Here is a 13,292-nt window from a genome sequence, read left to right on the forward strand (position 1 = left end):
TGCTTTCTACGGCCTGTGCAGTCGCCGCCGTATTTCCCGTGCCTGTGCGCCGGTGACCACGATGGCGACACCGGTATTGAGTGCTTCCTCCAGATCGGAGGTATTCAGCTTGTGGAGAGCTGCGGCCGTCAGTGCCTCACCGTGGATATTCGTCAGGATTGTATCGGGATCGAGAGTGTAAACCTGACTCGCTGTGTGGATCACCTGGGGCTCCGGCAGGAGCAGGCCAGACGTTTCGAGGGCGGCGACAGCAAGGTGCCGCTCATATTCAAACCGTATATATCCCTCGAGGGCCTTGTGGGCCCGCCTGTTATCTCGCAAAAGTCGCAGTTCCTGTAGTTGTGTCTCCGTGTCCGCCACGGATCTTTCTGAGTTCTCTCCGCTGTTCTTCCGGAATCCCGCTTCCGGAGCGCGTTTCTGTCCCGCCCTAAAAGCACATGCATAACGTGAACAGCGTAGTGTCGCTCGGACAGGCAAACACCACCCCTAGGGACCCTTTTCATGGACTCCACCGATGCTTCCGGTGCGCGCTACACAGTGGACGACAAAGACAGGGCCGCCCGACACGGCCTTGTCGAGGCAGTGAAACGGGGCTACGCGCCACTGCTGGCATCCGTGACGGGCTCAGCACTACGCGGACTGGACCATGCCGGAAGTGACCTGGATGTCCTGGTCGCCGTGGTTGATGCACTCCCCAGGCCGGTCGCGGACGTGACCGAGGACCTGGATCTCACCTTTGCTCCGCTGCCGCACATCCTCGGCAAAGTCGGGGAGTCTGTCCCGTACACCGAGTGGGCGGCGAGTCCCTATCTCGTCTCGCACGGGCCCCTCGGAGAGGCGTGGCTCCCGATGGTCCGTGCAGTGAGGTGCAACCGGTACAACCTGGCTGCCCATGCGCAGTCGATGGCGAGGAACACCGCTGCACGGCAGCCGGATCCACGGAAGGCGGCACGACTCGTCCTCGCTGCCTACCGTTTCACCCACACAGCTCCCGGTGACCCCGTGCAGCCCCGTGCGGTGTTCGACCTGACCTGTGACGACGCCCCCGCCGCCGCAGACTGGTTGACGGATGCCGCTGGTGCCGTTGACGTCGCCAGCCCCGCTGACACCACCAAGGTCGCCGGTCTGCGCATTGAGAGGGTGTCGGGGCTGCTGCGCTCCGCCGGCTGACCCTGATTCGTTCTCCGGATGTGCTGTCGGCACGCCCTTTGAACAGTGCAGATAGGTGAAACTGAACGGTGTGGCCGCATATTGGCCGTTGATGCAGGTCACAAATGATTATCTACTGTGACTCGCACCCCACCGCATCTTCCGCGGACCATCACTGACACCCTCCGGAGGCCACCATGGCGATACGCGCCGCAGCCCCACCCCGCAAGAAAGCTCCCTCGGCCACGCGACCGTGGGTCATCGTCTTCCTGCTCTTCTGGTTCTTCACGCTGAACTTCGCCGACAAAGCCGCGGTCGGTCTGGCCAGCAAGCAGATCCGTGAGAGTATGGACCTCACCGCGAGTCAGTACGGCCTGCTGAGCAGCGGGTTTTTCTGGCTCTTCGCCGTCGGCGCGGTGGTGCTCACCGCCGTACTGCGCAAGATCTCCTACCCCTGGGCCGCAGGACTGCTGATGATCAGCTGGATCGTCACGATGGTTCCGCTGACCATACCGACGTCTTTCGGGGTTCTGCTGGGCAGTCGTATCCTGCTGGGTTTCTTCGAAGGTCCGGCGCACGCTCTCTGCCAGTCCATCGTCGCCGACCACTTCCCACCCGAGAAACGTGCCACAGCCGGTGCCGTGGTCAATGCCGGTTCCTCCGTGGGGCCGATGATTGCGGCACCAGCACTGACCTGGGTGATTCTCACCTGGACATGGCATGCCGCATTCGCCGTCCTTGTCGGTGTCGGACTGCTGTGGCTCATCGTGTGGTTCAGTTGCACCCCTCGCTCACCGTTGCGGGCCCAGGCTGCCGCCGACGGACCTTCTGCCGACGCCGTCGTGCACGAGGATCCCAACGGTAATATTCGCGTCCCCTTCCTCAAGCTCCTGACCTTGCGTAGCTTCTGGGGAATCGCGATTCTCTCCTTCGCCGGTTACCTGATCTCGTCGCTCAAGGTCGCCTGGTTGCCCGCCTATCTCAACGAGGGCGCCGGGTACTCCGAGAGCACCGTCGGTACCCTCGTGACTCTGCCGTACATCGCCGCCGTGGTGGTTCTCCTTTCCGCCGGTATGCTGTCCAGCCGGATGCTCAAACGGGGCTTCAGCAGCCGCGCGGCACGTGGCTACGTCACCGGCGGTTACCTGCTGGTCGGTGGTATCGCGATGATCCTGTTCACCCAGGTCGGTCCCGGGCTGCTTCAGCTGTGCCTGGTGATGCTCGCCTTCGCCGTGAACAGTGTGGCTTTCTCGGTGGCATTCGCCGGAGCGTCGGACTTCCTGCCGGCGCGCCAACGCGTCGCCTTCTTCGGCTGCATCATCGCCGTGTACAGCGTCGCAGGGGTCGTCGCCCCCTGGGGTCTCGGTTTCATCGTGGATCACGCCACCACCCCGGCGGACGGCTACGCCCAGGGCTTCCTGATCGTCGGCATCATGGTCGCCGTCCTCGGCGTCATCGGGGGCATGATGCTTGATCCGGCCCAGTCGCGTCGCCGACTCGAGGAGATCTCCCGGGAGCACGCTTCCCATGACCTGGGTGAGGAGGTGCGGTGATGCCGGACGATCAACCCTTGCACGGCATTCGGGTCATCGACCTCGGTCAGTACATTGCCGGCCCCAGCGTCGCCCAGACACTGTCCGACCTGGGGGCGGACGTGATCAAGGTGGAGAGTCCCGGCGGCGACCAGGCCCGCAGCGTGGGCCCGTTCGGTGAGGCGATGGTCCGCGCGTACAACAGGGACAAACGTAGTATCGCGCTGAATCTCCGCGCCGGTGAAGGGCGTGGCATCCTCCACCGTCTCATTGCTGATGCAGACGTTCTCGTCGGCAACTTCCGGCACGGCTCGGCGGACCGCCTCGGGATCGGCCCGCAGACGTTGAGTGAGAAGTACCCGCGTCTCGTCCACGCCAGTATCACCGGGTTCGGGACCGGCGGACCGTCGAGCGCCAGACCGGGTCTGGACATTGCGGCGCAGGCGGAGTTCGGGTTGATGCACATGACCGGTGCCGGTGACGGTGAACCACAGCGTGTCGGGGCGGCGGTGGCCGATGTGTCAGCCGCAAACGCCGTGGTACACGGTATCCTCGCCGCGCTTTTCCGCCGCGAGCGCACCGGCAGGGGAGGGCACGTTGAAAGTTCGCTCATGGAGGCCACACTTGCCGTGCAGGCCGCGGTGTGGGGTGAGTACCAGCTGACCGGGAAACCGCCCCGCCGTCGTGGCAACGGCCAGGCCAATGCCGCCCCCGCCGCGGACGTTGTCGAGGTGGCGGACGGACATATCGTGGTCTCGGCCTACGCCTCCGCGAAATGGCTGGCGCTGTGCCGGCTGATCGGCAGGCCTGACCTGGCCACCGACCCCCGGTTCCTCGACAACCCGTCGCGCGTGGTGAACCGTCCGGCTCTCCTCGCGGTCCTCGCGGAGGCATTCAGCAGTCTCACCCGCGCGCAGGCTGTCGCAATGCTCGACTCCGCCGGAATCGTCTGCGGTGCGGTCCGTGCCTACGACGAGATCGACCGGGACGAGGACGTTGAAGCGTCCGGCATTCTCGTGCAGGTCGCCGACCCCGGGGGCGAGGACTACCGCGTTCCGGGCCAGGCGTTCACCGTCGACGGCGCACGACGCCACGCCAGCGCGGCAGCCCCGGTGGTCGGAGCGCACACCGTCGAGATACTCACCGACCTCGGCTATTCTCCCGACGCGATAGACGCCATGTACACCCGCGGAGCCGTCGCAGGTGTTCCCCGCCACGAACCAATCCCACGAAAGGTAGCACTGTGATCCGCACCGACATCCACGACATGGACTTTCCTGAATACCTCGCCACGATCGCCGCCTTCACCGACGACGAGCTCATCCCCGCAGAACCGGAGATGGTGCGGGAAGGGGAGGTGCCGGCACGGATCCTCCACCGGATGGCGGAGCTCGGGCTGTTCGGGATCTCGATCCCCCGCGAATACGGCGGTCTCGGTTGGTCGATGGAGCAGCAGGTTCGCCTGACGCTGGAGTTCACCCGCGCGTCATGCGTCTACCGCTCACGCTTCTCGACGGTCATCGGGTTGTGTTCGCAGGCGATCCTCGACCACGGGACGGATGAGCAGCGGGCCGCCATGCTGCCGGCAATGGCGGCGGGGGAGCGGGTCACCGCTTTCGCACTGACGGAACCGCAGGCAGGTTCGGACGCATTCAGCCTGCAGACCACCGCTGAACGTGACGGGGACGCCTACGTCCTCTACGGCGAGAAACGTTTCATCACGAACGCCGCCTGGGCTGACTGGTTCATCGTCTTCGCCCGGACCGATCCGTCGGTGCAGGGCGCGCCCGGAGTCTCCGCGATACTGGTCGACGCTCACACCGACGGAGTGCGGACGGCGCTGCCGGACCAGATGAACGGGCATGCCGAAGGTCCTGTCGGGGAGATCTACCTCGACGGTGTCCGGGTCAGCACTGACGCCGTCATCGGCGGGGCCGAGGGGCAGGGTCTGCCCGTCGCATTGCGCGGCATCAACCATGCGCGGTTGCACGTGGCGGCGACCTGTGTCGGACAGGCGACGCGGATGCTGGAGGAGACAGTCGCCTATGTCAGCGGGCGTGAACAGTTCGGAGGCCCCCTTGCGGACCTCGGTGCGGTGCAGTCGGACCTCGGCGAGAGTTTCGCCGAGGTTGAGGCGGCCCGTGCGCTGACCCTGGAATGTGCCCGGGCATTCGACACCGGTGCGATTCCGCGGCACCAGATCAGCGCCGCCAAGCTCTTCGCCTCGGAGACAGCGAGCCGTGTCGGGGACCGGTGCGTCCAGCTTCTCGGTGGCGTCGGCATTGTCGGTGACCATCCGGTACCTCGGATGTGGCGTGATGTCCGTGCCCTGAGGATCTACGAGGGCAGCTCACCGGTGCACCGGCGCAACCTCGCCAAGGCGATGGTGCGCAGTGTGCACACCGACGGTGCACTCCCGGATACCTACCGTGTCATTCGGGGAGGATGATGGGGTCCCATGGACATCCGTCACCTTGAGTATTTCCTTGCCGTCGTCGAGCAGGGTGGAGTCAACCGCGCGGCGCAGCACCTGCACGTCGCTCAGGCATCGGTCTCACAGGCGATCCAACAGCTCGAGAGGGAGTTCAAGCTGTCACTGTTCCACCGGACAGGACGCAACCTCGTACTCACCCCTGCCGGAGAGCTGCTGCTCGACCCTGCCCGCAAAGTGCTCGGGGACGTGATCGGTGTTCGGGACCTCATGCGTTCCGCCCACGACATGCAGGTCGGAGCAGTGACCATCGGAACGATGCCGGAAATGTCGAGTGAGGCGGTCGCGGCATGGAGTGGGTCATTCACCCGTGCGTACCCGGATATCCGTCTCGAACTGTCGGAGTTCAGTTCCTCCGAGGAGCTCTGCGCGGAGGTGGTCGCCGGGCACTGTGAGATCGGGTTCACCACTTTTCCGGTGGACGCCGAAGGACTGCAGTCGGTCGGGTTCGGTGAACAGCGACTGCTCCTGGTCAGGCCACCGGGGACGGATTCTGACTCTGACGACGGGGGCCGGACCGGCACGGGCTTCCCGATGTCCGATATCGCGGCCGTTCCACTCGTGGTCAGTAGTGCAGCAACATGGGAGGGGAGCGTGGTGGCGAACGCCCTCAGCGCGGCGCGACGCCCCGCGAAGATCGTCGCCCGGGTGCCTAACCGTCACGCACAGCTCGCTCTCGTGCTCTCCGGTGCAGGCAGCGCATTTCTGCCGATGCGTATGGCCACGGCGGCACACCGGCTCGGTGCGGTCGTGGTCGAGACGGATCCGGAGATCCGGACTGCATTCGGCATCGTGCACCGTGCCAGCGGGCTCAGCCCCGCTGCCAGCAGTTTCGTCGCCCTCAGTCGTGCGAACCTCGTGCACTGGCACAGGAGGATCGCCACACACCGCGCCCGGGGAATGAACCTGCTGCAGGCCGCGGTGAAAGCGGACGACGAACTCCACACGGACCAGCAACGGCTGGTGAAAGGGCTCGTCGACGACGGTGCCGTCAGTCGTTGACCAGCACCGACTCCGAGAGAGGTCGTCGTGTGCGCGGCGCATTCTCCCGGGCGAGTACAGCGTCATCGGCATCGCCTGCATCCCCGAGCACCCCGACGGCGATCACGGTGAGCGGGACCAGGGTTTCGTCGAGGGAGAACGCCTGTGAGACCACCGCCGGATCGAAGCCACTCATCTGGTGCACCAGCAGTTCATTGGCGTGCGCCTGAATGGTGAAGTACGCCGCTGCCTGACCGGCGTCGTAGCGTGCCTCAGGAAGTGGGCTCCCGTCCTCGCCGACGGTCTCGGTGAGGACCACCACGAGTGCGCCGGCGTCCTTGGCCCATCCCTGGTTGAAGCCGATCAGGGAATTCAGCACCGTCTCGTGGGCGGAGCTCCCTCGCCGGGTCACCAGGAAACGCCACGGCTGACGGTTGTAGGCGGACGGTGCCCATCGGGCAGCCTCCAGAGCACTGCGCAGTGCGTCCTCGTTGACAGGGGAGTGGCCGTCGTAGATGCGCGGGCTCCAGCGTTCCGAGACGATGTCGAGGACGGGGGCGTCGGTCTGTGCGGTGCGGTCGTTGATGAGGGTCATGTCCGGGATCAACCCCACGACCGCGCCGCATGTTCCCGTTTTATTCAACGGGGAGCGGACGTCAGCCGATCTTGTAACCGTCCGCGGTGAGGACCTCTTCGGCGGTGTCTGGCGCATCCGCCGCCCGGAACTCGAGGATCTGGTCGGTGTGGTTGTGACCGTAGGCCTTCTGGCCTGTCCCTTCCTGCCGCTTCCTCAGCAGCTCCTCGCGCTGTTCCAGCGGGGTGAGCGGGTTGCCGTACATCCGTCGGGAGACCTCGGGGCTGAGGACGCGCGGTGTTTCGGCCGGAATCCCGAGGAGGGCGGGCTCGTAGTAGCGCAGTGCCCGGGGGCAGATACGGGCAATCAGCCAGAGGAACAATTTCGGGTTCGCGGCCAGGACCTTGTAGATCGGCTTCCAGGCGGCGACTGACAACGTGTCCATGAGACGGGACTGCTTCACTCCGAGCATCGGACGCATCCACCGTGGGTAGGTGGCGATGATGCTCTTTCGCAGCAGCGGACGACCGAGCTTCTGCAGCCACTTCGGCAGATCCGGCTCAATGTTCACGAAACCGTCGAGGATGACGTCGACATTGCGGATCGCGGCTTCGGAGGCGGAGAGCTTCTCTCGCCAGTCATCGAGGTACTTCTGCACCTCACCGCGGGTGCGGGGGACGTCCTCCTGGCGGATGGGCTGTGCCGCAGCAGCGGTCACCATCTGCGACCAGTACTCATTCTCCTCGTCCCGGGAGAGCTTGCCGGGGCCGAAGGTCTCGTAGACGTAGAGGATGGAGTGCCAGGCGGTCACGTGAATCCACAACTGTGATGACGGGCGGTTGGCCTCGAAGTTGTTGCCGGTCACCGGGTTTACTCCGTAGGAGCGGTCGTGGACCTTCATCAGGATGTCGGACATCCTGATCACGGTCTGTGAGTCGGCGGTCAGCCAGGAGACGAAGTACTCCATCGTGCGGTCATACCGGGTGGGCGTCCGCTTGTACACCTGTCCGGAATCGTCGACGGCGGCGACAAGATCCGGATCGAGGTGTTCGATGGTCACGGCACGGGCGAAGCCCTGCAGCGCAGCGGTCGGGTAGAGCCAGACCTTCCAGGCGACGGAACCGGGGCCGAACCAGCCTTCGTCAGCGCGGGTGATCTTGTCGTCCTTGCCCCCGCGACGGAATGCCTTCTGTCTGGCAGGGGCAGGTTTCTCGTTTTTCTTGGTGTCGTTGTGGTCGGTCGCGGATGCCGCACCCGGGATCGTGGCATCGACCAGACCGAGGGTGTTGCTCTCGTCGCCGGTAAAGGGGCAGGACATGATGTCCTCCTTCGGTAGACATCGAAAATGTAGTGCGTGTCACAGAAGTGTAACCGGGAAGGAATCATTGTGGAAGCGAAATTGTCTTATCGCTGCTGACCGTGCTGGTCAGGGGGTGACGATGGAGAATCCGGGATCCGGCTGGTCGGTGACCTCGGGCAGCACGGTCAGGGCGTCAGAGTCTCCCTCGACCTTCACATCGCCGGATGCCGTCAGTGCGGCGGGAGATGTTCCGTTGAGGAGCTGCAGGAGCGCGTTCTTGTCCAGTGTCAGAGTCGCCTGTGCCGGTGGAAGATCATCGAGGCCGGCGGTGGGGAAGTGCGTGAGGACGCCGTTGCTCAGTTCCACACGATGCACGTCACCGGAGCCGTCGGTGAACTGCCAGTCCGACACCAGGGAGATGTCCCACGCCTTCTCCCCGTCGATGCGGAGGGCGAGGGAATCAAGCAGCTGCGGGACGGTGAGTGCCGTCGCGAGAGCCGGTGCGGACGATGCCCGGGACGGTGTGTACGGGCCGCGTCGGAGTTCCTGTGCGCCGGTCAGATAGAAATTGCGCCAGGTCGCATTCTCGGAACCGTAGGCGAGCTGCTCGAAGGTGCAGGCCTGCAACAGCTTCGCAGCCTCGTTGTCTTCATCAGCGAAGATGACGTAGTTGGCTACCTGCGCAGCCCACCGGAAGTCACCGTCGTCGTAGGCCTTCTGAGCGACTGCCAGCGCTGCGTCCGCTCCGCCCATGGCGTCGACATGCCGTTTCGCGCCCTCCACCGGAGGATGCTCCCACAGGTGGGCCGGGTTCCCGTCGAACCAACCCATGTAGCGCTGGTAGATTGCCTTCACATTGTGGCTGACCGAGCCGTAGTACCCACGGGTGGACCATGTCTTCTCCAATGTGGGAGGCATCGTGATCTGCTCGGCGATCTCGCTGCCGACGTACCCTTGATTCAACAACCGGAGTGTCTGGTCGTGCAGGTAGCCGTACATGTCACGCTGGACCGTCAGGTACTCCACCAGGTTCTCGTTGCCCCAGGTGGGCCAGTGGTGGGAGCCGAAGCAGACGTCAGCTCTGCGTGCGTACTTGTTGATCGTCTCTGTCAGATACCCGGCCCACTGGCGGGCGTCCCGGACGAGCGCCCCCCGCAGTGTGACGATGTTGTGCATGTTGTGGGACGCGTTCTCTGCGACGCACAGGGCACGGTGGGCGGGGAAGTACATGTTCATCTCCGCCGGTGCCTCGGTGCCCGGCGTCAGTTGGAAGATGATTTCGACGCCGTCGATTTCCTCGACATGCGCCGTCTCGGAAATGTACCGGGTCGGCGGGATAAGCCCCGTGCGACCACGGGAGACGGCCTGCCCGAGGCCGGTGCCGACCCCGGCGAACGGGCCCGTCCCCAGAAGAGCGCCGTACATGTACGTTGACCGGCGCGTCATCGCCGTGCCGGCGTACACGTTCTCCGCGATGGCTTCCTCCGTGAAACCTGCCGGTCCGTAGACGGGGCAGCGCCCCGCTTCCACATCCTCCCGTGTGGTCACGCCCAGGACGCCGCCGAAATGATCCACGTGTGAATGGCTGTAGATGACACCGGTGACCGGCTTCCCGCCCCGTTCCGCGCTGTACAGCGCCAGCCCGGCTTCAGCGGCCTCCGTCGAGGTCAACGGGTCAACGATGACGACGCCGGTGTCGCCCTCAACGATGGTCATCACGGACAGGTCGAGACCCCGGATCTGGTAGATCCCCGGCACCACTTCGTAAAGTCCCTGCCGGTTGTTGAGCTGCGACTGTCGCCACAGACTGGGGTTGACGGAGGGTGGACATTCACCGTCGAGGAACCGGTACGCGTCGACATCCCAGACGGTCCGACCTTTCGCGTTCTTGATGACGCCGGGAGTCAGTCCGCGGAGGAATCCGCGGTCGGCGTCCTCGAAGTCTTTCGTGTCATCGAACGGCAGCGCATCGTGAACGGCCGCGTTTGCACGGGTCACGTGGTGCGTAGGTTCGGTCTGACCGGGGGCTACGGGGCCGCCGCTTGTCGGGTCGTCGTTACTCATGTGTCTCCTGGATCGGGTCCGTGTCCGAGATGAAAGTCTTCGCTGACATCGAGTGATACTCCGTATGTACAGCCTAGTGAACCACTTGCCGGAGCGCTATGACTACTTTTTCAAACCTACATTGACAGCATTGTGCCTGAGCCAAGGTGCCCGGCACCGGGTGGATCGCGAAAAGCTGATCCGGAGAGAACGGGCGCGCGCCGCTCAGTGATGGAAGCCGGACCGCTTCTCGTCGGACGGCGTGCCGTCGGCACGATTGAGGTAGTCCACACAGGTCCGGATGTCGCGCACCAGGAACTGCGCCAGGTCGTGGCTCATACCGTTGCGCACCACGATGCGCTGCACGGTGACGTCGGTGAGATTGTCCGGCATGGGGTAGGCGGGGACGATCCACCCCTTCATCCGCAACCGGTCCGACAGGTCATACAGCGTCCACTGTCCGTCGGCAGCATCAGCGAGTCTCCAGGCGAACACAGGGATGTCCTGGGCTTCATTCCACAGGTCGAGCTCTGGCAGTGAACCGATCTCCGCGGCGAGATACCGTGCCACGTCAATGGTGTTCTGCTGCACCCGCCGGAACCCGTCCATCCCGAGCTGGAGGAACAGGTAGTACTGCAGGAGCACCTGCGCGCCGGGCCGGGAGAAGTTGATGCCGAACGTCGGCATGTCCCCGCCCAGGTAGCTGACCCGTGACACCAGGTCCTCGGGAAGGTCCTCGGGCTGTCGCCATACGATCCAGCCGATGCCGGGGTAGACCAGGCCGTACTTGTGGCCGGAGACGTTGATCGACGCCACCCGGGGAAGGCGGAAGTCCCACTCCAGGTCCGGCTGCAGGAACGGTGCGATCATGCCACCGGAGGCGGCGTCAACGTGGATCCGGATATCCAGGCCCGTGTCGTCCTGGATACGGTCCAGGGCCGCGGCAATGTCCGCGACGGGCTCGTACATCCCCGTGTAGGTCACCCCCAGGATGGCCACGACTCCGATGGTGTTCTCGTCGACGTACTCCTCCAGGTCATGGCCGTCGAGGACCTTGTGGTCCTCCGAGATCGGAACGTACCGGGGTTCCACATCGAAGAAGTTGCAGAACTTCTCCCAGCAGACCTGCACCGCAGCGGACATGACGAGATTGGGGTGCTCGGTCGAGGCTCCGTCCTTGCGTCGGCGGTGCTGCCAACGACGCTTCAACGCCAGCCCTCCCAGCATGCAGGCCTCGGACGACCCCATCGTCGACGTTCCGGCGGTGTTGTCCGGGTCAGGCGCGTTCCACAGCGCTGCGATCATCCGCCAGCACCGGTCCTCGATATCCGCTGTCGCCGGATACTCGTCCTTGTCGACCATGTTCTTGTCGAAGGCCTCACGGTAGAGGCGGTTGGCGTAGTCATCCATCCAGGTGCCGACGAACGTCGCGAGGTTCATCCGTGCGTTGCCGTCGAGCATCGCCTCATCGTGGATGATCTGGTAGGCGGTCTCGGGGAGGGATTCGGACTCGGGGAAGCGGTTGCGTGGGAAACTCGTCGCTTCGCCGATGCGGGCGAACAGGGGGTTGAGCTCAACGTTCCGGCGGTCGTCAGTCATTGCTGGGTGCCTTTCATCCGGGGATCGCTCGAATGGCGTCGTATCCGCGACAGTACCCGGTCATGAAGGGAGCATTCCCGGCTCAGACAAACAATATTTTGTGATACAACACAACCTCTGGCGCGGCCCGTTGTGGTCGGGGCCTCTGGCCCGCAGCTGTGCTGTACACCACACTGAAGAGGGGGTCCGCCCTGCTGATCCCCCTACCACCGACCACCACACTCCGCGTGCGATGCCCGTGGACCGCCAGGAAAGGATGTGGGCCAGATGGGCTCTCCGACTGATTCGAAAACCGACAGTGGACGACGACGTGACCCGATCGCCGAGGCTGCCGAGAAAGGGGGCCGTATCCTCGATCTCGGCATGCGTGCCTATCTCTGGGGCTACCCGGCTGTCATCACCGCCCGTACGCGCGACTATGCCACCGATCCGCTGCGAGACGACTCATTCCCACAGAACACGTTTTCGCACAGCACCGAGCTCTACGACCACCGCAACCGGATCATCGTCAAGCCGAACAACGACACCCTGTATTCATGGGCATGGGTTGACCTGTCCCGTGGACCGGTGACGCTGACCGTGCCCCCGGTGTCCCGCTACCACAGCTTCCAGCTCATGGACGCCTACACGAATACATGGGCCTACGTCGGAAGCCGGACCACCGGGTCAGACGGTGGCACGTACGTGATGGTGGGGCCCGACGCGGAGGACACCGGATCAGACGGTGCCACCGTGCTGCGGTCCCCCACCAATCACGTCTGGCTCTTCGGCCGGACGCTCGTTGACGGTCCGGATGACCTGGCCACCGTCGGTGAGATCATCCGTGGCTACACGCTCAGCGGTCCCGAGATACCGGCCCCGCAGAGGACGGCACCGGCACCCTCGCCGCACACCCTTCCGGAGGCCGGGCTCGAATTCTTCGATGAGCTGTCGCGCGTTCTGGCGTCTGACCCGCCGCCCGAGCATGACCAGGGACTTCTGGACGAGTTGGCCGCTGTCGGGGTTGCCGCGGGGCGGGAACCGTCCGTGGAGATCACGGATCCGGTCGTCCGTGGCGCGCTCGGTGCCGCTGTCGGGACGGCGCACCGGTGGCTGGCGTCCTACGGCCGTGCGCTGTCTGCCCCGGGGTGGAGCTACAGCACCAAGCTGGGTGACTACGGGCGCAACTACCTGCTGCGTGCATCGGTGGCGCTACGTGGTCTCGGCGCCTTGACCGCCGACGAGGCCATCTACCCGACGACCAGGTATGACAAGGACGGCGAGCGACTGGACGGTAGGCAGACGTACCTGCTGCGGTTCGGTCCCGGAGAACTCCCGCCCGTGGGGGATGATCTCGGTTTCTGGTCGCTCACGATGTACGACGAGGACAACTTCCTCGTCGAGAACCCGATCAACCGTTACTCTATCGGCGACCGTACCCCCGACATTGTGTACGGGGATGACGGATCGCTGGAGATTGTCGTCTCCCGTGAGCGTCCGGAACCCGGTGTGAACTGGTTCCCCGCGCCGGCCGGCCCCTTCGAGATAACGATGCGCTGCTATCTGCCGACCGGCACGCTACTGGACGGGGAGTATGTGGTGCCCGCGTTATGCAAGCTCTGACCAGTCTCTGACCAGTCTCTG

General features: G+C 64.6%; 11 protein-coding genes. 6 read left to right on the top strand and 5 right to left on the bottom strand.

Features of this window, described 5'->3' with window-relative positions:
- Positions 1-6: 6 nt before the first annotated feature.
- A complete protein-coding gene (locus tag BJF89_RS18740; protein ID WP_139312141.1) occupies positions 7-360 on the bottom strand; it encodes a hypothetical protein in 354 nt (117 codons plus the stop codon).
- Positions 361-501: 141 nt separating this feature from the next.
- Between BJF89_RS18740 and BJF89_RS16785 the strand changes: the two genes are divergently transcribed.
- The 5 genes from BJF89_RS16785 (at position 502) to BJF89_RS16805 (ending at position 6,174) form a co-directional block, all read left to right on the top strand.
- A complete protein-coding gene (locus BJF89_RS16785; RefSeq protein ID WP_075816211.1) occupies positions 502-1,170 on the top strand; it encodes a hypothetical protein in 669 nt (222 codons plus the stop codon).
- 176 nt (positions 1,171-1,346) lie between these two features.
- Positions 1,347-2,702, top strand: coding sequence for an MFS transporter (locus BJF89_RS16790; RefSeq protein WP_075816212.1), 1,356 nt, complete (start codon positions 1,347-1,349; stop codon positions 2,700-2,702).
- Entirely contained in the window at positions 2,702-3,928 is a 1,227-nt protein-coding gene (locus BJF89_RS16795) for a CaiB/BaiF CoA-transferase family protein (protein WP_075816213.1), read from the top strand. The genes BJF89_RS16790 and BJF89_RS16795 overlap by 1 nt, the downstream gene beginning before the upstream one ends.
- The gene (locus BJF89_RS16800) at positions 3,925-5,130 is read left to right on the top strand and encodes an acyl-CoA dehydrogenase family protein (protein WP_075816214.1); all 1,206 of its coding nucleotides are present in this window, start codon (positions 3,925-3,927) and stop codon (positions 5,128-5,130) included. Before BJF89_RS16795 ends, BJF89_RS16800 begins: the two co-directional genes overlap by 4 nt.
- Positions 5,131-5,139: 9 nt before the next feature.
- Positions 5,140-6,174, top strand: a complete 1,035-nt coding sequence (locus BJF89_RS16805; protein ID WP_075816215.1) for a LysR family transcriptional regulator — start codon at positions 5,140-5,142, stop codon at positions 6,172-6,174.
- Here BJF89_RS16805 and BJF89_RS16810 read toward each other — a convergent pair.
- The 4 genes from BJF89_RS16810 to BJF89_RS16825 form a co-directional block, all read right to left on the bottom strand.
- Positions 6,164-6,748 (bottom strand): nitroreductase family protein, encoded by a 585-nt coding sequence (locus BJF89_RS16810; protein ID WP_075816297.1) that lies wholly within the window; start codon positions 6,746-6,748, stop codon positions 6,164-6,166. The two genes, BJF89_RS16805 and BJF89_RS16810, sit on opposite strands and share 11 nt — an antisense overlap.
- 61 nt (positions 6,749-6,809) lie before the next feature.
- Entirely contained in the window at positions 6,810-8,045 is a 1,236-nt protein-coding gene (locus BJF89_RS16815) for an oxygenase MpaB family protein (RefSeq protein ID WP_075816216.1), read from the bottom strand.
- A 108-nt stretch (positions 8,046-8,153) separates the two neighbouring features.
- Entirely contained in the window at positions 8,154-10,091 is a 1,938-nt protein-coding gene (locus BJF89_RS16820; protein ID WP_075816217.1) for an alkyl/aryl-sulfatase, read from the bottom strand.
- Between the two features lie 204 nt (positions 10,092-10,295).
- Positions 10,296-11,669, bottom strand: a complete 1,374-nt coding sequence (locus tag BJF89_RS16825) for a glutamate decarboxylase (protein ID WP_075816218.1) — start codon at positions 11,667-11,669, stop codon at positions 10,296-10,298.
- Between the two features lie 267 nt (positions 11,670-11,936).
- On the opposite strand from BJF89_RS16825, the gene BJF89_RS16830 reads away from it, so the two are divergent.
- Positions 11,937-13,271, top strand: coding sequence for a DUF1254 domain-containing protein (locus tag BJF89_RS16830; RefSeq protein ID WP_083651010.1), 1,335 nt, complete (start codon positions 11,937-11,939; stop codon positions 13,269-13,271).
- Positions 13,272-13,292 lie beyond the last annotated feature (21 nt).

Source organism: Corynebacterium sp. CNJ-954 (assembly GCF_001942345.1).
Lineage (GTDB): Bacteria > Actinomycetota > Actinomycetes > Mycobacteriales > Mycobacteriaceae > Corynebacterium.

What these genes read in the sequence shown, in the direction of transcription:
- BJF89_RS16785 (WP_075816211.1), top strand. Translation starts at nt 502, where the DNA reads ATGGACTCCACCGATGCTTCCGGTGCGCGCTACACAGTGGACGACAAA.
- BJF89_RS16790 (WP_075816212.1), top strand. Translation starts at nt 1,347, where the DNA reads ATGGCGATACGCGCCGCAGCCCCACCCCGCAAGAAAGCTCCCTCGGCC.
- BJF89_RS16795 (WP_075816213.1), top strand. Translation starts at nt 2,702, where the DNA reads ATGCCGGACGATCAACCCTTGCACGGCATTCGGGTCATCGACCTCGGT.
- BJF89_RS16805 (WP_075816215.1), top strand. Translation starts at nt 5,140, where the DNA reads ATGGACATCCGTCACCTTGAGTATTTCCTTGCCGTCGTCGAGCAGGGT.
- BJF89_RS16810 (WP_075816297.1), bottom strand. Translation starts at nt 6,748, where the DNA reads ATGACCCTCATCAACGACCGCACCGCACAGACCGACGCCCCCGTCCTC.
- BJF89_RS16815 (WP_075816216.1), bottom strand. Translation starts at nt 8,045, where the DNA reads ATGTCCTGCCCCTTTACCGGCGACGAGAGCAACACCCTCGGTCTGGTC.
- BJF89_RS16820 (WP_075816217.1), bottom strand. Translation starts at nt 10,091, where the DNA reads ATGAGTAACGACGACCCGACAAGCGGCGGCCCCGTAGCCCCCGGTCAG.
- BJF89_RS16825 (WP_075816218.1), bottom strand. Translation starts at nt 11,669, where the DNA reads ATGACTGACGACCGCCGGAACGTTGAGCTCAACCCCCTGTTCGCCCGC.
- BJF89_RS16830 (WP_083651010.1), top strand. Translation starts at nt 11,937, where the DNA reads ATGGGCTCTCCGACTGATTCGAAAACCGACAGTGGACGACGACGTGAC.